Raw genomic sequence first — 19,830 nt, 5'->3', positions numbered from 1 at the left:
TAATCTGCGGTTTGAATCGTTTCTGAAAAAACTCATGCGCCCCGACTTCCAGACCCTCGACGAAATCACCCGCAAACTGGCCGCGGCCGTACCGCGCGAGCTTCGCACCGCCCGCGCCGAACTGGAAGAGCAGTTCCGCGCCGTACTCGAATCCGCCTTCGACCGCATGGATCTGGTCACGCGAGAGGAATTCGAGATTCAGAAGAAGGTGCTTCTTCGAACGCGGGAGAAACTCGAGGCGCTCGAGCAAAAGCTTGACCAGCAGTCTGGCTGAATTCTTCAAGCCGGCATGGCGTGGTGACGCCGCCTGCCGCGGTGCGGGCTTCGACACGTCAACTTCTGTTCCGCCCGCCCGCTTCGCGGGCTGATGGCGGGTAACTTTTTTCCCGCGCGAAAAAAGTAACCAAAAAACGCGCTTAAAAGCAGGCGGTTACGCCTCTAAAATCTTGCCGCGGAGTGGCTTCACGGACTGTGACTGGGGCTTTGCTTGGGCCCGGCTGCCGAACATGCTGACTTGCGGTAACGCCTGCCGCGGCCCGCATCTGGCACTACGACTTCGAATGGCGCACCACCCCCGACCGCTGTCCCACCCTTAGTCGAAGCCAACCCCGATCGAGGTCGTGCTGTCTGGGTGCGGGCTACGAAAAGGCTTTATCGAAAACGCCATGTTTCACGACCGAGTCATCGCGAAGCCAAAAGCCGTATCTCCGTTAAGCCCTGAAGCCCTCTGGTCTTGCGGACCAACCGCGTCTTCTAAGAGCGTTTTTGGTGACTTTTGTCGCGACTGACAAAAGTTACTCGCCCAAAGAGCTTGCGAAGCAAGCCGGGCGAAACAGAAGTTGACTTGTCGAGGCCCGCGCCGCGACCAGCGGCATCAACCAATCTAACGCCCAAATAACCACTCAAAAACCGCCATCCTGGCGAAAACCCCCATCTTCACCTGCTCGAGAATCAACGAGCGTTCGCCGTCGGCCACGGCGGCGTCAATCTCCATACCGCGATTGATCGGCCCCGGGTGCATCACCCGGCAGTCCGGGGCAGCCTGCTCCAGGTCGGCCTCCTTCAAACCCCAGTCGGCAGAATAAGACTCGCGATCGGGCCAGCCGGCGCGGTCCATGCGCTCGTGCTGGACGCGCAGCATCATCACCACGTCGGCGCCGCGAACGGCGTCGGCGAGATTGTCATGCAGGCTGGCAGTCGGCACCGGGGCACGCTCGGGCAGCAGTTCCGGCGGACCGGCCAGGCGAACCTCTGGCACTCCCAGGCGCTGCCACAGGCGCAGCCCGGATGCGGCCACCCGGGAGTGGCGGATATCGCCGACGATGGCCAGCTTCAGCTGGGCGAAGTCGATGCCGCGAGCCCGCAGCGTGGCCGCGTCCAGCAGCGCCTGGCTGGGATGCGCATGCGTGCCGTCGCCGGCATTGACCAGGTGCACACCCTTAACCGCCTTTGCCAACCGGCTGATCCGATGACTTTCGGGATGCCGCAACACGACGGCGTCGACCCCCATGGCTGTCAGCGTGGCCACCGTATCTTCCAGCGACTCGCCCTTGGTGGCCGAGGAGTGTTCAAGCTCGATGTTGACCACCCGCAGGCCCAGGCGGCCGGCAGCCAGCTCGAAGGACACGCGGGTGCGGGTGCTGGGCTCGTAGAACAGGTTGGCGACAGTCGCTCGCACCTGCATGGCCTCACCCCCTGCAGCCAGGGCGCAGGCCCGATTGAGAATGTGCTCGATGTCGTTGTCGCTCAAGCGGTCGATATCGAGCAGATGTCGGTCCGTCATGGATGTTCCCCCATCCAGGATTCCAGGATCAGGCTGGCGGCCACGCTGTCGAGTCGCTCGGCATCGCGGCGCTTGGCGCGCCCCTGCTGGCGGCGGCTGGCGTGGTGCTCGGCGGCGGCATGCGAAGTCAGACGCTCGTCGTGAAAACGAATGTCGATTGCGTCATGTCGTTTGGCCAACCGGGAGGCGAAATCCCGCACGCGCCGGCTCATGTCGGACTCATCACCGTCGCCGCCCAGCGGAAGGCCGATGACCAGCAGCGCCGGACGCCACTGCGATAGCACGTCATCGAGCTGCTCCATCAGGCTGTCGGTGTCGCGATAGCGGATCGGTTCGAGCGGACGGGCCGATCCGGTCAGATGGTGGCCAACCGCCAGTCCCACGGTGCGCAGTCCAAAATCGATTCCCAGCAGCGTACCCGCCGGCTCAGGCATGCCCGCCGGCCGGCTGCAGGCTGGACACGTCAATGCCCAGGCGGGCGACAGCCCGCTCCCAGCGCTCATCGACCGGCAGATCGAAGATGATGTCGGCGCTGGCCATCACGCTCAGCCAGGCATTTTCGCGCATCTCGTTTTCGAGCTGCCCGGACTCCCAACCGGAGTAACCGAGTGCGACCAGGAACTTTTCCGGGCCTTCGCCCGCGGCAATCGCCTCGAGCACGTCGCGCGAGGTGGTCACGCAGATGCCGTCACCCACCTCGACGGTGGCTTCCCAGCTACGATCGCGGCTGTGCAGGACAAAGCCGCGCTCGGGGTGAACCGGACCGCCGGTGTACACCGGCATGCCGCCCAGCTCGGGGTCATCACACTCGATGCTGAGCTGCTCAAGCACGTCCTCGAGCACGTACTCCGATTGCCGGTTGACGGTAATCCCCAGCGCGCCTTCTTCGTTGTGCTGGCACAGCAGGGTCACTCCGCGCATGAAGTTTGGGTCTTCCATGCCCGGCATGGCGATCAGGAATTGCTGCTCAAGATAACTCACGATTACATTCTATACGGGGTGGACACCTAGGCAATATGGGGGGCAGGGATCCCCTGATCAATGTTCCCTGTGCGCCATCATCCACCCTGCAGCACGCCGGAACTCGAGAACTGCCAGGTGCGGGTGATGGTCAACACGTCGACCTCGCGCCGGATCTCCTCGGGCAGTGGCGCGAACGGCGACGACAGCCGCACGATCCGCACGGCCGCTTCATCAAGCACATCGTGGCCCGACGAGCGCAGCACCCGGATGCGACCGACACTGCCGTCTTCGAACACGTCGACGCTGAGCACCAGGGAGCCGGCGAGGTTACGCCGGCGTGCCCGTTCGGGATAGTTGAGATTGCCGACGCGCTCGACCTTTCCGACCCAGGAGCGCATATAGCCGGCATAGAGATGTTCGCGCGTGTTGGCCGAGATGAACTTGCGCCGGGGGCGCTGGGCAAAATCGGCCGAATCGCTGATCCGTTCGTGCGACACCCGGGCCGTTGCCCTGGCCTGCTCCATCAATTCGCTGGTGGAAATTTCCACCGCGGGGTCATCCTCGCTGGCTTCGGCCACGGGTTCGGGCTGTTGGCTGTCTTCGACCTGCACCGTTTCGGGGCTGGATTCGGGCTCATCCTGCGCAGCGTCGGTCTGCTCGCGTTCGATCTCGCCATCAGCCGGATCCGTGCTGGGCGTCATCGGCTCGGCCGGCCGCTCGGCCTCCTCGGTAGTTCCGGTACCGCGCTGATTGGCCTGGGCCAGGAAATCCGCTTCCTCGGGCGCCTCCTCGGTGGCCCATTCGACCAGCACGACATCGAGACTGCTGGGGACATCGTCCGGGCGCTCGCCCAGAAACTCGAAATGCACCAGGCCGATGATGGCCGCGTGCAGGCCGACAGCCACCGCCGCGGCGATGGCCAGGGAATCACTACCGCGTGGTTTCGCGGACATGGCAGTCATGGGTCGATAGCATCGAACAGTTCACCACTGATGTTGATGCCGAACTGTGCATCCAGTTCCCGCACGCAGGTCGGCGAGGTGACGTTGACTTCGGTGAGACGGTCGCCGATCACGTCCAGGCCGGCAAATTCGATGCCGTGCTCGAGCAGTACCGGGCCGACGGTTGCGGCGATGCGGCGGTCGGCCTCGCCCAGCGGCTGGCCTTCGCCGCGACCGCCACGCGCCAGGTTGCCCCGGAAGTCTTCCTGCCCGGGTATGCGGGCCAACAGATACTCGATCGGCTTCCCGTGCACCAGCAGTATGCGCTTGTCGCCCTGGTCGATGGCCGGCAGGTACTCCTGGGCCATGGCCAGGCGTTGCCCGCTGTCGGTCAGGGTCTCGATGATCACGTTGAGATTGCGGTCCCCGTCTTCGCTCAGGAACACGCTTTTCCCGCCCATGCCGTCGAGCGGCTTGAGCACCGCCCGGCCGGCACGGCCGACGAAATCGCGCAAGGATGCCGCATCGGCGCTGACCAGGGTGTCGGGGATCAGATCGGGAAAATGGGCAATGGCCAGCTTTTCGTTGAAATCGCGCAGCGCTTGCGGTCGGTTAACCACCTTCGCCCCGGCCGTCTCGGCGCGCTCCAGCAGGTACGTGGCCATCAGGTAGTTGGTATCGACCGGCGGGTCGGAACGCATCAGAACCAGGTCATCCTCCCCCAGCGGCCGCGTGATCGGTGCGCCGAGTTCGAACCAGTCCGACGGATCGTCGCGTACTGTCACCGGGCGCATCCGGGCGTGCACCACGGCCCCGTCCAGAAACAGATCGGTGTCGCCCAGGTACCACAGGCGATAGCCACGGCGCTGCCCCTCGAGAAGCATGGCAAACGAGGTGTCCTTGACGATGTTGATGGCCGAAATGTCGTCCATGACGACCACGAGGTTGTTGCGCATGCGAGCTCCGTTGAGTCAGACTGACCGCGGTCAGGTTGGGTCCGGTGGCCGGGTATCCGGAAAAACTCCCGTAAACCCATGGACTTCTGTGACACAATTCTACTGGATTGGTAAATCGGTCAGAGTTAGACTAACCTAGGCCGCTATGGTCTGTAATCACTGATATCAGCAGCTTCGGGTGGACGATGAGCGACGAACAGAACACGGAAACAGGGGGAAACGGGTCGAACGATCTGGAAGGGCTGAAAGTCCTCCTGATCGACGACAGCCGCACGATCCGTCGTTCCGCGGAAACGATGCTCAGCCGCGAGGGCTGCGAAGTAATCACGGCCAATGACGGTTTCGAGGCCCTGGCGCTGATTCACAAGCACGAGCCGGACCTGATTTTCGTCGATATCATGATGCCGCGTCTGGACGGCTACCAGACCTGCGCCATCATCAAGAACAACGCGCGCTTCAGGGACGTTCCCGTAGTCATGCTGACCAGCAAGGACGGATTGTTCGACAAGGCGCGGGGCCGCATCGTCGGCTCCGACCATTACCTGACCAAACCGTTTACCCGGGATGAGCTGCTCAGCACCGTCAGGGATCAGCTTGATCGCCACGAGGCTGCCTGAGCCTGGCCGTGCAAGGAAATTCGAGAGGGACGATGCAAGGGGACCAGCAACTTTCAACCGCAGCCGAATCAGGGCGCCTGTCGCTTTTCGCCAGGCTGTCCGAATATGAGCGCAGGAGCCTCGGCCACGACGTTGGCGAGGCTGCCAGACAGCAGCAGATCAGCAACTGGGATGGCGTGGTCTTTCGACTGGGCGATCACTACCTGACCTGCCGAATCGACCAGGTCGACGAAATCATCGCCTTTCCGAGTTTTACGCCCATCCCGGGCGCCAAGGAGTGGCTGCTGGGTATCGCCAATGTACGCGGCAACCTGGCCCCGGTTTCGGACCTCGGCTGGTTCCTGTTCGGCAGCCGCACCCCGATCACCAATCGCACGCGCCTGATCATGACGCGCCTGCAGGGACGCCTGGCCGGACTCATGGTCGACGAGGTGTTCGGCCAGCGCCATTTTCACACCAATGACCTCAAGGCCGACTCAAGCTGGGGCGAAACACCCCTGGCCGGCCTGGTCGAAAAGCAATTCGAAACCAGTGAACGCAACTGGGGCGTGCTCGAGATTGATGCCCTGCAGCGCAACCAGGCATTCGTCAATGGTGCACGCGATGACTGAGACTCGACTCCGATATCGGGCGCGGCGATTTGTGGCCCAGCCGGCCGGATTGCGCCCGAATGAACCGAAAACCTACGGCTGCCCGGCGACTGGCCTGACGCCTTGCAGCCCCGCAAGATCCAACAATGAGGTGAAGGCATGAGTAGCGTCGTGACTCAAACAATGCAGCAGCGACTGTCTCCAGCACAGTCCCTGTTGTTCATCCTGCTGGTGGCCCTGCTGGGTCTGGTGGCATACAACTTCTACCTGCTCAACCAGCGCAACGTGCAGGAAACCCAGTATCTGGGCCTGACCACGGAGATCCAGGTGCGTGCCCAGCAGCTGGCCAAAGCGGCCGGTGAAGCCGCCGTGGGCAACTTCGACGCTTTCGACGAGCTGCGCGAGACGCGCAACATCATCGACCAGTCGATCGACGAACTGCGCAATGGCAACCCGGAAACCAATCTGCCGCCCTCGCCGGACCGGGTCAATGCGCCACTGTCAACGCTGGAGGAAATCTGGTCGGGGATCGATAACAATGCCTCTCGAATCCTCGATCGATCCGACCTGGTGGTCGAACTGGGTGACGCCGCCTCGGCGTTTTCGGGCAACATCCCGCAGCTCCAGGCCCAGTCCGACGAGGTCGTGCGGCGCATGATCGAAACCGGCGCCCCGACCGTACAGATCTACGTCGCCAGCCGGCAGCTCGCGCTGGCCGACCGCATGCTCCGGCGCGTCAACGACATCCTCGCTGGCGGCCAGGGCGCCATCACCGCCGCCGACGCCTTCAGCCGCGACGCCAGCCTGTTCGATCGCGTGCTCCAGGGCCTGATCAACGGCGACGAGGGCCTTGGTCTACAGGCGGTGCGCAACAGCCGCGTGCTCGAGGCACTGGCCGAAGTCGTACCGATCTTCGAGGAGATCCGACTGGACGTCGACACCATCCTGACGGCCTCGACCGACTTGTTCGAGGTGCGCGACGCAGCCGATGAAATCTTCCTCGACGCCGAGGACCTTACTGACCAGGCTCGTGACCTGGCCAACGACTACGCCACCCTCGGCGAGGGCGTTGTGTGGCCGTCACTGCTGGCCGGCCTGGCACTGGCCGCCGGTGCCCTGTTGATCCTGTTCCTGATCGGTGCCGGTGCCTACTTCCAGCAGCGCCGCGCCGCGAAACAGACGGCCGCAGTCAACCAGCGAAACCAGGAAGCCATTCTGCGACTGCTCGACGAAATGTCCTCGCTCGCCGACGGTGACCTGACCGTACAGGCCACCGTGACCGAGGACGTCACCGGCGCCATCGCCGACTCGGTCAACTACGCCGTGGAGGCCTTGCGCGACCTGGTCTCGGGCGTCAACACCACCGCCCAGCAGGTGGCCGCCCAGGCCCAGGAAACCCGGGCCACCACCACGCAACTGGCCGAGGCCAGCGAGCACCAGGCGAAGGAGATTCGTTCGGCCACCGAAACCATCAACGAAATGGCGCAGTCCTTCGATGACATGGCCCAGCGTTCCAGCGAGTCGGCCGATGTCGCACAGAACTCGGTCGAGATCGCCAACCGCGGCGCCGATATGGTGCGCCAGACAATCACCGGCATGGACAGCATTCGCGACCAGATCCAGGAAACATCCAAGCGAATCAAGCGACTGGGTGAGTCCTCCCAGGAAATTGGCGACATCGTCGAACTGATTAACGGCATTTCCGAACAGACCAACGTGCTCGCCCTCAACGCTGCCATTCAGGCCGCTTCGGCCGGTGGCGCCGGCCGCGGTTTCGCGGTGGTTGCTGACGAAGTCCAGCGCCTGGCCGAACGCGCCACCAACGCCACGCGGCGAATCGAGGCCCTGGTGCAAACCATTCAGGCCGACACTTCCGAGGCCGTCACCTCGATGGAGCAAACGACCTCGCAGGTGGTCTCCGGGGCGCGACTCGCCGAGGACGCCGGTGACGCGCTGGGGTCCATTGAAAACGTGTCCAAGGACCTGGCGGGACTGATTCAGCAGATTTCCCAGCAGGCCCAGAAGGAGTCGAAGAACGCAACGCGCATCGCGCAGATGATGAACTCGATTCGCGATATCTCCATCCAGACCACGGAAGGTACCGGCCAGACGGCGAAGTCGGTGGCCAACCTGGCTGAGCTGGTACGCGAACTGCGCGACTCGGTGGCCGACTTCAAGCTGCCCGAAGACGAGGACTGATCGCCCGGCGGGCGGGCCTTCAACGGCCCGTCCGAAGCCAGCGTACCCAGAGGCCGAAAGACATGCGTTGTAGCCGATTGAACCACATGCCGACATGAGCAGCTCGACGACCAATCAGTCCCTGCAGTGGACCCGCCCGCTTCTCGACGAGTTGGGCCAGGACATCATGCAGGCCGTCGAGCGATGGAGTGGCGCCGCCGATGAGCGCGACCCGGCTGATCTCGACGCCGCCATCGAGGCCAGCCGGCGCATTGCCGGCAGCCTGTCGGTGCTCGAGTTCGACAGCGGCGAGCTTCTGGGCGAGGCCATGGCCGGCACGCTTGCGGCCCTTCGCGAGAGTGATTTCGAGCGCGAAAGCGAAGCGCTCGACGCCCTGATGGACGCCGCGGCCACTCTGCCGGACTACCTCGACTACCTGGAAAATACCGGTCGTGATGCACCGATGGTGGTGCTGTCGACCATCAACAACCTGCGCACGGTCATTGGCGAATCGCCGCTCGATGAAACGCGTTTTTTCCAGCCGCCGCTGGCCTCGGTCGAATTGCCCGAGGGCGAGCAGGGCCCTTCGGCCGAGACGCTGCGCCGCGACTATCAGCACGCCCTGCGCGGTTTCCTGATCGATAACCACGACGGCGAAGCGCTGCGTTCACTCACCACGGTCGGGCTGGCAATGCGCGATCATGCCGGACTGCCGCAACCGGCTCGCCGCACGGGCTGGGCTGCCGCTGCCGTTTCCGAGGCGCTGGCCAACGGCGAGATCGAGGGCAGTCCGGACATCGCCCGACTGTATGCCGGGCTCGATGCGCTGCTCAAGTCACTGGCCGAGGGCAACGTCGAGATAGACGAGAAGTCCGACGACCTCTGCCGCAGCTTCCTGCTTCACCTGTCCCAGGCGCAACCTGGCGGCGAAATCGCCGGCGAAGCCTACGCCGCATTCACTCTGGACGAGCACGGACTCGACGCCAGCGGCCAGACGGGAGCGTTTCTGGCGGGGCGCAATCGCGCGCTCTTCGCCGCGGTCACGCAGGCGGCGCGCGAGGATCTGGCGCGAATCAAGGACGCCCTGGGCACGCAGCTCGAACGATCCAGCGCCGACCCGGACTTGATCGACCAACAGACCCAGCTGCTCGAATCAGTCGGCGAAAGCCTGGCCATGCTGGGTCTCGAGAACCTGGCCGGCCGGATCAAGAACCAGGCCGGCCGCCTGTCAGAACTCGGCTCGGACCCCGAAGACCCGGCCCTGCTGGCCGTGGCGCGTGAGCTCCTGGTGGTGGAATCGCAGCTCGAGGAGAACTACTCCGTGGCCGACGATGTGGCGGCGGGGGCGGAATCCGAAGGCGAATCGGCCACCCTGCTACCCACGTCTGAATGGCGTCGCGTCATCAGGCAGCTGCTGGTCGAAGCCGGCGAGGACCTGTCGCATGCCAAGAGCCTGCTCGATGCCCTCAACCGCGGCAAGGCCGATGCCGACGCCGGGCGCGAAGCGCACGAAATGCTCGAACGGATCGCCGCGGTACTGGCCATGGCCGAACTCGATGACGGCGCTGGCATGCTCACCGCCGCCGCGCGCCTGGTCCAGGTCGAGCTGATCGACCACGACTCGGCCGACCCGGAGCAGCTCGAAACCCTGGCCGAGGCGTTGACCGTTTCGGAGTTCTATTTCGACGCGCGGACACGGCTCGACGAGAAAGGCAGGAATTTCTTTGCCGAGACGCGCAGGCGTCTGGAGGCTCTTGGCTACTGGCCGGACTCGACAGCGGCGGGCGACGAGACGGAGATCAGCTCGGAAGCGGCAGAAGAAGGGACACTGCAAGCCGACGCCGACAGTGCCGATTACGAGTGGGACGACTCGAAGATCGAGGCGGACGAAACCGATGAGGTGCCGGAAGCCGAAGAGGTTGACGAGACCGAAGCGCCGGAACCGGAAGACACACCGGCAGAGCCTTCAGCCGAAGCCATCATGGGTGGCATGGACGATTTCGACATCGTCGAGATCTTCCTCGAGGAATTCGATCAGGAGCACGAAACCCTGCAGGCCATGTTGCCGCGCTGGCGCAAGGAGCCGGACGACAACGAAGTGCTCACCACCATCCGGCGCTCCTTCCACTCGCTCAAGGGTTCGGGCCGGATGGCCGGGGCCGAGGAAATCGGCGAATTTGCCTGGCAATTCGAAAACCTGATGAATCAGGTGCTCGAAGGCCAACTCGATGCCAGCGAGGGAACCATCGAACTGGTCGAATCGGCCGTGGTGATGCTGCCGAGCATGCGCGCCCGGCTCAGCGGCGAGGGCGAGGCCGAATACGACGAGGCGGCCTGCTCCGAACTGGCCACCCGCGCCGAGCGCATCGTTGCCGGCGAAGAAGCGCCGGTCGCCCAGGGAAGTGCCGGGGGTGCCGAGGTCGAGGGCCTCGATTCGACCCTGATCGAACTGATGGTCAAGGAGCTTTCGGAAAACCTCGAAACCCTCGACAACTGGGTCGAGCAGGCGCTCGATGCCGACGTGCCGCAACTGGTCGACGATGGCCTGGTGCGTGCAGTGCACACCATGAAAGGCACCATGCGCCTGGCGCCGATTGGCAACGAAAACGACACCGCCCAGGTCTTCGAGCAGTACCTTGAAGAACTGGCCCACGACGGCGAAGCACCCGACGAGGCCGGCCTCGAGGCCATTATTGCTTGCCAGGAACTGTTCCAGAAGCGTCTCGACCGCCTCCAGGGCGGTGATGTCGACGACAGCGAATTCGAGACCGCCGAACTAACCGACGAACTGCGCCGCCTGCACGGCATGGCCTACGGCGAAGGCCAGGCGGCAGCGCCCGCGCATGCCGAGAAGCCGGCCGAACCCGAGCCAGAGGAGGTCGACGCCGACGAACCCGCATTCAGTTCCGATGCCGGCGAGACCGTCGATTTCGACGCCGATGCGGGCGAAGTCTTCGGCATGGACGATACCGACGTGCCGGAAGGAACCGAAGCGGCGTCGAGCGAGCTTGAGGAACCCGAGGCTGACGAGGGCGCACACGCCGACGAAGACGAGCAGGCCGAGGAGACCGAGGAAGCGCCCGAGGAAACCCTGCCGGAGCCCGAAACGGAGTCCGCGGACGAGATCGAAGACCTGTCGACCGACGAGCAGGAGGAAGCCGAAGCGCTCGATATCGACGAAGCACAAGACGAGCAGGCTGCCGAAGAGGCGCTCGCCGAAGTCGAAGAAGACGTCGACGAGGACGAGGCCGAGGTATCGTCAGTCGAAGAACACGCCGCCGAAGAAGACGAGACCGAGTCGGCCGAGGCACTCTATGCCGACGTCGACGAAAGCCTGCTCGAAGCCTTCCTCGAGGAAGCCCACGAAGTGCTCGAACACGCCGACGACTCGCTGCAGCAGTGGCGTGAGACGCCGGAAGACAAGGCACTGGTGACCGGGCTGCAGCGCGACCTGCATACCATCAAGGGCAGCTCCCGCATGGTCGGGCTCGATCCCATCGGGTCAGTCGCTCATGTGATGGAGGAATTGCTGGAAGGCATCGCCGCCGGCCTGCACCGCGCCACCGCCGAGCGGATCGATGCACTCGAAGCCGGCTGCGACCACCTGCATGCCATGGTCGAGGCAGTCGACAAGCGCGAGCCGATGCCCAAGGCCCCCACCGGCGGCCTGTTCCCGGAGCGGGCCGAGGCATTCGAGGAAGTCGAAGAGCTGCCGGAACTGATCGAGGAAGAAGTCGCCACCGAGCGACCCGATCAGGCGGCAAGCGACGTGTCCCGAACCGAAACCCTGCGCGTGCCGGCCAACCTGGTCGATGAATTGGTCAACTTCGCCGGCGAGATCAGCATTTTCCGCTCGCGCCTGGAAGAGCAGATCAACGTCTTCCGCAATAACGTGGCCGAAGTCGACGAAACGGTCCTGCGCCTGCGCGACCAGCTCAGAAAACTGGAAATCGAGACCGAGGCACAGATTCTGGCCCGTTATGAGCGCGAGCACGGGCCGACCGACGAAACCTTCGACCCGCTTGAACTTGACCGCTACTCGACCATCCAGCAGCTGTCGCGTGCGCTGGGCGAATCGGTCAGCGACTTGACCAGCCTGACCACCATCCTCGACGATGCCACGCGCCAGTCCGAAACCCTGCTGATGCAGCAATCGCGGGTCAATACCGAATTGCAGGAAGGCTTGATGCAGGCCCGCATGGTGGCCTTCGGCACCCTGCTGCCGCGCTTCCGTCGCGTGATTCGCAACGCTTCTCGTGAACTCGACCGGCAGGCTCAGCTCAAGGTCGACATCGAGGGCGAGGGCGAGCTCGACCGCAACGTCCTCGACCGCATCACGGCGCCCATGGAACACCTGCTGCGCAACTCAGTCAGCCACGGCATCGAATCGCCCGAACAGCGGCGCAAGGCCGGCAAGCCGGAAACCGGGACCATTCACGTCGACGTCAGCCGCGAGGCCACCGAACTGGTATTGCGCGTTTCCGACGATGGCGCCGGTTTCGACTTCGACGCCATTCGCCGACGGGGCGCCGAGAAGGGCCTGCTCGTCAACCCCGAGCAGGCCAGCGAACGCGAGTTGTCACAGCTCATCTTCCGACCGGGTTTCAGCACGGCAACCGAAGTCAGCGAACTGGCCGGACGCGGAATCGGCATGGATGTGGTCGCCAATGAGGTGCGCCAGATCGGTGGCAGCGTCGCCGCTCAGAGCGAACCCGGAAAAGGCTCCAGCTTCACCATTCGCATTCCGCTCTCACTGACGGTCATGCAGGCCATCATGGTGCGCGTTTCCGACCGCCAGTTTGCCATCCCGCTGCAGTCGGTTCGCGGGGTCACCCGCATGCTGCCGAGCGAGTGGGAGCGCCAGATCAACTCCGCCGAGCCGCACCAGGAATACGCCGGCGACCACTACCCGCTGCTTGAGCTCGAAACGCAGCTTGGCTTCACGGCCGAGGATCTGCCCGACCACACCCTGTCGCTGCTGATGATCGAGGCCGGCGAGCACCGCGCCGCACTGCGTGTGAGCGAACTGCAGGGGCATCGTGAAATCGTGATCAAGCCGGTCGGGCCGCAGGTCAGCTCGATTACCGGCATTCTTGGCGGCACCATCACCGGCGACGGCCAGGTCATCCCGATTCTCGACATGGGCCCGCTGATCCGCCGCGCCTTCGACCGCGACCTGCTGCCGGGTCACGAGGGTGAATACGAGCATGCCGAAAGCCAGGCGCAGGAAGTCAAGCGCACGCCGCTGGTGATGGTGGTTGATGATTCGATCACGATGCGACGCGTGACCGCGCGCGTGCTTGAACACCGTGGTCTGGAAGTCGTCACAGCCCGCGACGGACTCGACGCGGTCGAGAGCATGTTCGAACGGGTGCCCGACCTGATCCTGCTCGACATCGAGATGCCGCGCATGGATGGTTATGAGCTGGCCACCCACGTTCGCAACGATCCGCGCCTGAAGCATGTGCCGATGGTGATGATCACATCGCGCAGTGGCGAAAAGCACCGCCAGCACGCCAAGGAGCTGGGCGTCGACGGTTACCTGACCAAGCCCTACCAGGAAGGCGATCTGGTCGAAGAGGTCTTCGACCGCCTCAAGCTGCCCGTGCCGCAAGGATGAGTCCGAGCATGTCAGAAACCGAAATTCGAAGCGTGATGGTGCCCTTGACTGGCATCGATGTCCTCATCCCCAACGCCAGCGTGGCCGAAGTGGTGAGCTACTCCGAACCCGAGCCGATTCCTGAGGCCGCCGAGTGGGTGCTGGGCACCGTGCTCTGGCACGGCTGGCAAGTGCCGGTGATCAGCTATGCGCATTTGATCGAAGAAGCGGAAAAGGAAAAGACGAACGGCTCGCGGCTTTGCATCATCAAGACCCTGATCGACACCGATCGCATGCCCTACATGGCGATCCTCGCGCAGGGCCACCCCAAGCTCACAACGGTCACCGAGGACAATCTCGAAGAAGTGCCGACCGAAACCAACCCGATCGCCGTGGCCGGCCGCGTCCAGGTCGATGGCCGCGAAGCGGTTATCCCCGATCTCGACCGCCTGGGCCACCTCGTCGCCCATGCAGCATTTGGTGCCTTGCCGCTGACCAGCTAACGTCCAAAGCACAACCGCTTAGACGCAAAGAAAATACGAAAGACAGAAACCTTGTAACCACGGAAGGCACGGAACACACGGAATCTCGAATAAAGAACTTCTTATTCCGTGACTTCCGTGTTTTCCGTGGTTTCTTTGTTCTTCTTTGCGTCTTAGCAGTTCAAGCTTTTCCAATTCCTCGACGGACTCAGGGTTTGAGCAGCTTCTCCAGGTAGTGGATGTTCGTCCCACCCTGGCGGAAGCCGGAGTCGCGCATCAGGCGCTGGTGCAGCGGGATGTTGGTAACCACACCCTTGAGAACGATCTCGTCGAGCGCGACGCGCATGCGCTCGATGGCGGCCCCGCGTGTTTCGCCGTAGGCGATCAATTTCCCAATCATCGAGTCGTAATTGGGCGGCACCTTGTAGCCGTCGTAGATATGTGAGTCCACCCGGATGCCCGGGCCGCCGGGCGCGTGAAAGGCCTCGATGGTGCCCGGCTGCGGGATGAACTTTACCGGATCCTCGGCGTTGATACGGCACTCCACGGCATGGCCCTGGATCTTCACGTCCTCCTGCGTGAACGGCAGCTTCTCGCCGGCGGCCGCCAGGATCTGGGCGCGGATCAGGTCCAGTCCGGTCACGCATTCGGTGACCGGATGCTCGACCTGGATGCGCGTGTTCATCTCGATGAAATAGAACTCGCCGTCCTCGTAGAGGAACTCGAAGGTTCCCGCGCCGAGATAGCCGATGCGCTTGCAGGCATCGGTGCAGATCTTGCCGATGTGCGCACGCTCGTCGGGCGTGATGCCGGGCGCCGGCGCTTCCTCGATGACCTTCTGGTGGCGGCGCTGCATCGAGCAGTCGCGCTCGCCCAGGTGCACGGCATTGCCGTGGCTGTCGGCCAACACCTGGATCTCGACATGACGCGGGTTGGTCAGGAACTTTTCCATGTAGACAGTCGGGTCGCCGAAGCCGCTGCGCGCTTCCTGGCGCGTGAGGCTGATCGACTTGATCAGGTCCTCCGGGCGCTCGACCACGCGCATGCCGCGCCCGCCGCCGCCGGCCGCCGCCTTGATCAGCACCGGGTAGCCGATTTCGTCGGCCAGCTTGCGCGAGCGCCGGTCGTCATCGTCGAGCGGGCCGTTGGAGCCGGGCACGCAGGGCACGCCGGCTTGCCGCATGGCATTGATGGCAGACACCTTGTCGCCCATCAGCCGGATCGTTTCGGCGCGCGGTCCGATGAACGTGAAACCCGACTCCTCGATGCGCTCGGCAAAATCGGCATTCTCCGCCAGGAAACCGTAACCGGGATGCACGGCCTCAGCGTCGGTCACCTCCATGGCCGCCACGATGGCCGGAACGTTGAGATAGCTCTGGTTGGCAGGCGGCGGTCCGATGCAGACCGACTCGTCGGCCATACCGACGTGCTTGAGATTGCGATCGACGGTCGAGTGCACGGCCACGGTGCGAATACCCATGGCGTGACAAGCCCGCAGAATGCGCAGCGCGATCTCGCCACGGTTGGCGATCAGTACCTTCTTGAACGGTGCCATGGTGCGTCAGGCCTTCCGGATCACGAACAGGGGCTCGTCGAACTCGACGGGCTGGCCGTCCTCGACCAGCACGGCGACCACCTTGCCGCCAAATTCCGCCTCGATCTGATTGAACATCTTCATCGCCTCGACCAGGCACAGGGTGTCGCCGGCCGAGACCGTGCTGCCCTCGCGAACGAAGGGCTCCGATTCCGGATTGGGCGAGTTGTAGAACGTACCGACCATCGGCGAGCGCACGATTTCGCCTTCGGGCAGCGCTTCATCCTTTCCGGCTTCGGCCGGAGCCGACTCCGAGGGCGCAGGTGCTGCCTGCTGGGCCGGCTGCGGAGGCGCCTGCACCGGAATCTGCGTGGCTTGGGCGCCAGCCTGCTGGGCATGATGGCGAATCAGTCGAACCGACTCCTCACCTTCGTGAATTTCGATTTCCGCCAGCTCGGATTCCTCGAGCAGTTCGATCAGTTTCTTGATTTTTCTCAGATCCATGGACTATCCCGAAGCATTAGTTCTGTTGATGACAGCTTGCAGCGCCAGCCGGTAGGAATCCGCCCCGAATCCGCTGATCACGCCAAAGGCAAGATCGCTGAAGTATGAGCGGTGCCGGAACGGTTCGCGGCGATGCGGGTTACTCAGATGAATTTCGATAAAAGGCAGATCAACAGCAGCCAGCGCATCACGCAGGGCCACCGAGGTGTGCGTGAATGCGGCCGGATTGATCAGGATCCAGTCGGTCCCGTCCGATCGGGCAGCCTGGATGCGATCGACCAGCTCGTGCTCGGCATTGGACTGGAAGGTCTCCAGCACAATGCCGTGCCCTGATGCGAACTCGTCCAGGCCGGCGTCGATCGAAGCGAGCGTCTCGCTACCGTAAATCGCCGGCTCGCGCTCGCCAAGCAGGTTCAGATTGGGACCGTGAACGACCAGAACGGCGGTCATGCCGTCTCCTGCCATGAAAGAATCGCGAGTGTGCCGCATGTAGCCGAAAATGTCCACACGTTCGGTGGAGTTCGGCGAAGATACGGTGGCGAATGGTCGGGTTTGGTTGGCTGGTTGCTAGTCAGAGCACTTCGCTCAGCACCTCGTCGAGTTCCTCGGCGGTGACCTCGCCGTAGTGCTGCCAGCGAACGGTCCCCTCTGCGTCGACCAGGACGGTGTAGGGCAAGGCGCCGGCATCGTTGCCCCAGGCGCGCTGAGTGTCCATGACGTCGTTCTGGCCGACCAGGATCGGGTAGTCGACGCCGATTTCCTCGACGAAGCGCGCCACCGGTTCGGGGTCGTCGAGGGCGATGCCGACCACTCGCAGCTTGTCCGCATGGCGTTCGCTGGCGTCTTGCAGCACCGGCATCTCGCGCCGACAGGGTGTACACCACGTGGCCCAGAAGTTGACCAGCAGCGTGTGGTCGGCAAAGGCGGCGTCGGTGACGGTTTCTCCAGCCAGGTTGCGGTGGCTGAAGCCGGGCTGAGCTTCACCGACGCCTGCTCCGGCCTGGCCCGGATCGGGCAAGCCCTGATCGCGGTTGGTCAGCCAGGCCAGGCCGGCACCGATGGCAAAGCCCAGCACGGCGACGGTCAGGAACAGCCGCCAACCTGTCACCGCGCCACCTCGTCGAGGAGCGCACCGAACTCGTCCGGACCCATGAACCCGAACATACGGTAGCGCTCGAGCTCTTCGCCATCGGCAAAGAACAGGTAGGCCGGCGGACCGATCAGGCCGAAGTGTTGCAACATGGCCTTGTGGTCATCGTTGTAGGCGGTGATGTCGGACTTGAGCAGGGTGAATCCGGACATTCGTTCGGCCACCCCGGGATCGGTAAAGGTGCGTCGCTCCATGCGCACGCAGTCGACGCACCAGTCGGCATAGAAGTCGAGGAAAACGGGCCGATCGGAAGCGGCCACAGCGGCCTGCAATTGTTCCAGGGTCTGTACCTCGCGGAACTCGACCGCGGCCGCCTGGCTCGACGCCGCGCCGCCGCCGGCCAGGTGATGCAGCGGGCGCATCCAGTCGCGTCCGCCGGAGGCCGCACCGATAAGCTGTACGATGCCGACGACCAGCAGGATCACGCCCAGGCTCTGCCACAACTTGCGCCAGCCGCTCGCGGCCGGCTCCAGGCGGGTGAGTGCGCCGAGGTACACGCCGCAGGCAATCGCCAGGCTGCCCCAGAGCAGCATCACCGTGGCAGGCGCCAGGATGCGCTCGAGCATCCAGATGGCCAGCGCCAGCAGGCCGACACCGAACACCGCCTTGACGGCATTCATCCAGCCGCCGGCACGCGGCAGCAGTTTGCCGGCCGAAGTTCCCCAGATGATCAGCGGTATACCCATGCCCAGGGCCATGGAAAACAATGCCAGGCCGCCGAGCACGGCATCGCCGGTCTGGCCGATGTAGATCAGCGCACCCATCAGCGCGGGGGCGACGCAGGGGCCGACGATCAGTGCCGAAAGCGCGCCCATGATGGCCGCACCGGCCAGGGTGCCGCCCTCGGCCCGATTGGACCACTCGTTCAGGCGCGTCTGCAGCCAGGACGGCAGCTGCAGCTCGTAGAAACCGAACATGGCCATGGCCAGGGCCACGAACAGGGCGGCGAAGGACACCAGAACCACCGGATGCTGGAACAGCGCCTGCAGGTTTTGACCGAACAAGCCGGCGACCACGCCAAAAGCGGTATAGACCAGGGCCATGGCCAGTACGTAGACCAGCGACAGGCGGAAGGCCCGGCCGGTGGTCATGCGATCGCCCTCGCCGGCAATCAGTCCGGACAGGATCGGCACCATCGGGAACACGCAGGGCGTGAAGGCCAGCAGCAGGCCGGCGAGCAGAAACAGGCTCATGGCCACGACCGGACGTCCAGCCAGCGCCGCGGCAAGCCGGTCCTGCTCGGAAGCCGGGGCGACGCTGGGCGCCGGCTGTTGTTCGCGTTCGGCCGGGGCGCCGATGGCCGCGTCCGCCGCCGGCATCGAAACCGGAATGCTGCGCTCCATGGGCGGATAGCAGATGCCTTCATCGAGGCAGCCCTGGAAAGCCACATCCAGCGTCAGTTCGCGTGCCCCGCCGGCCGGGCGCGACAGCGAGACCGGAATCTCGACCTCGCCGAAATAGACCCATGTGTCGCCGAAGTACTCGTCCGTCTTGGGTTCTCCCGGCGGCATCTCGAAGGCCGTAACGCTAACGTCATCCTCACGTACGCTGAAATCGAAGGACTCCCGGTACAGGTAGTAGTCCGGTTGCGCGGTGGCCCGCACGAGAATGCCGCCGTCGCCGTCGGCGATGGCCTCGATACGGAAGGCCTCCTCGGCCGGAAGGGCCTGGCGCTGACTGCCCAGCAGCGCGCCCAGGGCATCGCCCGAACCGCGCCCGGTGCCGGCAAACGGTGAACGCCCGCCGGAGCCCGCCGCTCCTTCGGAGGCGCCCGGGATTCGGACACTGACTTCCTGGCGATGCGGCGGATAGCACACGCCGAGGTCGGCGCAGCCCTGAAAAGCCACGCGGGCACCGACCTGGCCGTCATCGCCGGCCGCCTCGACCGGAACGCGAATGCTGACCGAATCGCGGTAGGTCTCGGTCTCGCCGAAGAACTCGTCGACCGTCGCCTCGCCCGGCGGTATCTCGGGCGCACCAAGTTCGACACCGTCACCGATGGGCTCGACCTTGAAAGCATGGCGGTAGAGGTAATAGCCCTCGGCGATGTCCCAGGTCAGGACGAGCGCGCCGGCCTGCGCATCGGCTTCAAGCGCAAAGGCTTCCTCGACCGGGAGCAGATCGTCAGGGCTGATCTGGGAGAAAACCGCCAGCGGCCAGAGGCAGGCCAGCAGCGCAGCGGCCCGGAATCGTCTTGTTGTCATTGAACCCAGTCCCTAATCCATTGCAGGTAGTCATCCAGCCCGTCGGCCACCGGAACGACGAGCACTTCGGGCACCTCGTAGGGGTGATGCCTGACCAGTTCGTTCTTGAGGGCGTGCACCCGTGCCCGGGTCGTCTTGATGGTCAACGGAATCTCGCTTTCGGTTTCGATCGCGCCCTGCCAGGGATAGATCGAGGTGACCACCGCACCGGCCGACACACAGGCCGCCAGCCGTTGTTCGACCAGCATGGCCGACAGACGTTCGGCCGTTTCCCGGTCGGGGCAGGTCGTCAGCACCAGACAGATTTCATCGCTCATGGTTCACCGCAC

17 protein-coding genes are annotated in these 19,830 nt (G+C 64.2%); 6 read left to right on the top strand and 11 right to left on the bottom strand.

Annotated features, from left to right (window positions below):
• The first annotated feature begins 34 nt into the window (after positions 1 to 34).
• Positions 35 to 274, top strand: coding sequence for an accessory factor UbiK family protein (locus tag G4Y73_RS01770; RefSeq protein WP_164228768.1), 240 nt, complete (start codon positions 35 to 37; stop codon positions 272 to 274).
• A 609-nt stretch (positions 275 to 883) separates the two neighbouring features.
• Here the strand turns inward: G4Y73_RS01770 and G4Y73_RS01765 are convergent.
• The 5 genes from G4Y73_RS01765 to gshB form a co-directional block, all read right to left on the bottom strand.
• Complete coding sequence (locus tag G4Y73_RS01765; RefSeq protein ID WP_164228766.1) at positions 884 to 1,783, bottom strand: aspartate carbamoyltransferase catalytic subunit; 900 nt, start codon at positions 1,781 to 1,783, stop codon at positions 884 to 886.
• Positions 1,780 to 2,217 (bottom strand): Holliday junction resolvase RuvX, encoded by a 438-nt coding sequence (ruvX, locus tag G4Y73_RS01760; RefSeq protein WP_164228764.1) that lies wholly within the window; start codon positions 2,215 to 2,217, stop codon positions 1,780 to 1,782. Before ruvX ends, G4Y73_RS01765 begins: the two co-directional genes overlap by 4 nt.
• Positions 2,210 to 2,731 (bottom strand): YqgE/AlgH family protein, encoded by a 522-nt coding sequence (locus tag G4Y73_RS01755; RefSeq protein ID WP_164231167.1) that lies wholly within the window; start codon positions 2,729 to 2,731, stop codon positions 2,210 to 2,212. The genes ruvX and G4Y73_RS01755 overlap by 8 nt, the downstream gene beginning before the upstream one ends.
• A gap of 110 nt (positions 2,732 to 2,841) precedes the next feature.
• On the bottom strand, positions 2,842 to 3,699 hold the full coding sequence (locus tag G4Y73_RS01750; protein WP_164228762.1) for an energy transducer TonB: 858 nt from the start codon (positions 3,697 to 3,699) through the stop codon (positions 2,842 to 2,844).
• A gap of 5 nt (positions 3,700 to 3,704) precedes the next feature.
• Positions 3,705 to 4,643 carry a glutathione synthase gene (gshB, locus tag G4Y73_RS01745; protein ID WP_164228760.1) on the bottom strand — a complete coding sequence of 313 codons (939 nt, stop codon included), beginning with the start codon at positions 4,641 to 4,643 and terminating at the stop codon, positions 3,705 to 3,707.
• Positions 4,644 to 4,828: 185 nt separating this feature from the next.
• Here gshB and G4Y73_RS01740 point away from each other — a divergent pair, with 185 nt between their 5' ends.
• The 5 genes from G4Y73_RS01740 to G4Y73_RS01720 all read left to right on the top strand — a co-directional run bounded on the left by G4Y73_RS01740 (position 4,829) and on the right by G4Y73_RS01720 (position 14,130).
• The gene (locus G4Y73_RS01740) at positions 4,829 to 5,260 is read left to right on the top strand and encodes a response regulator (RefSeq protein ID WP_164228758.1); all 432 of its coding nucleotides are present in this window, start codon (positions 4,829 to 4,831) and stop codon (positions 5,258 to 5,260) included.
• Between the two features lie 32 nt (positions 5,261 to 5,292).
• Positions 5,293 to 5,871: a chemotaxis protein CheW gene (locus G4Y73_RS01735; RefSeq protein WP_164228756.1), complete on the top strand. Its 579-nt coding sequence runs from the start codon at positions 5,293 to 5,295 to the stop codon at positions 5,869 to 5,871.
• Between the two features lie 150 nt (positions 5,872 to 6,021).
• Entirely contained in the window at positions 6,022 to 8,049 is a 2,028-nt protein-coding gene (locus G4Y73_RS01730; protein WP_346426812.1) for a methyl-accepting chemotaxis protein, read from the top strand.
• A gap of 94 nt (positions 8,050 to 8,143) precedes the next feature.
• The gene (locus G4Y73_RS01725) at positions 8,144 to 13,648 is read left to right on the top strand and encodes an Hpt domain-containing protein (protein WP_164228754.1); all 5,505 of its coding nucleotides are present in this window, start codon (positions 8,144 to 8,146) and stop codon (positions 13,646 to 13,648) included.
• 8 nt (positions 13,649 to 13,656) lie between these two features.
• Positions 13,657 to 14,130, top strand: coding sequence for a chemotaxis protein CheW (locus G4Y73_RS01720; protein WP_164228752.1), 474 nt, complete (start codon positions 13,657 to 13,659; stop codon positions 14,128 to 14,130).
• Positions 14,131 to 14,317: 187 nt separating this feature from the next.
• Here the strand turns inward: G4Y73_RS01720 and accC are convergent, their stop codons facing one another.
• From accC to cutA, 6 genes are all read right to left on the bottom strand, one after another.
• Positions 14,318 to 15,664, bottom strand: a complete 1,347-nt coding sequence (gene accC, locus G4Y73_RS01715) for an acetyl-CoA carboxylase biotin carboxylase subunit (protein WP_164228750.1) — start codon at positions 15,662 to 15,664, stop codon at positions 14,318 to 14,320.
• A 6-nt stretch (positions 15,665 to 15,670) separates the two neighbouring features.
• Complete coding sequence (gene accB / locus G4Y73_RS01710) at positions 15,671 to 16,147, bottom strand: acetyl-CoA carboxylase biotin carboxyl carrier protein (RefSeq protein WP_164228748.1); 477 nt, start codon at positions 16,145 to 16,147, stop codon at positions 15,671 to 15,673.
• 3 nt (positions 16,148 to 16,150) lie between these two features.
• A complete protein-coding gene (gene aroQ / locus G4Y73_RS01705; protein WP_164228746.1) occupies positions 16,151 to 16,597 on the bottom strand; it encodes a type II 3-dehydroquinate dehydratase in 447 nt (148 codons plus the stop codon).
• 121 nt (positions 16,598 to 16,718) lie between these two features.
• Positions 16,719 to 17,255, bottom strand: a complete 537-nt coding sequence (locus G4Y73_RS01700; protein ID WP_164228744.1) for a TlpA disulfide reductase family protein — start codon at positions 17,253 to 17,255, stop codon at positions 16,719 to 16,721.
• Entirely contained in the window at positions 17,252 to 19,501 is a 2,250-nt protein-coding gene (gene dsbD / locus G4Y73_RS01695; protein WP_164228742.1) for a protein-disulfide reductase DsbD, read from the bottom strand. Before dsbD ends, G4Y73_RS01700 begins: the two co-directional genes overlap by 4 nt.
• Positions 19,498 to 19,818, bottom strand: a complete 321-nt coding sequence (cutA, locus tag G4Y73_RS01690) for a divalent-cation tolerance protein CutA (RefSeq protein ID WP_164228740.1) — start codon at positions 19,816 to 19,818, stop codon at positions 19,498 to 19,500. Before cutA ends, dsbD begins: the two co-directional genes overlap by 4 nt.
• Positions 19,819 to 19,830 lie beyond the last annotated feature (12 nt).

It is taken from the genome of Wenzhouxiangella sp. XN201 (genome assembly GCF_011008905.1).
Classification (GTDB): Bacteria; Pseudomonadota; Gammaproteobacteria; order Xanthomonadales; family Wenzhouxiangellaceae; genus Wenzhouxiangella.
This window is presented reverse-complemented; position numbering and strand designations above follow the sequence as displayed.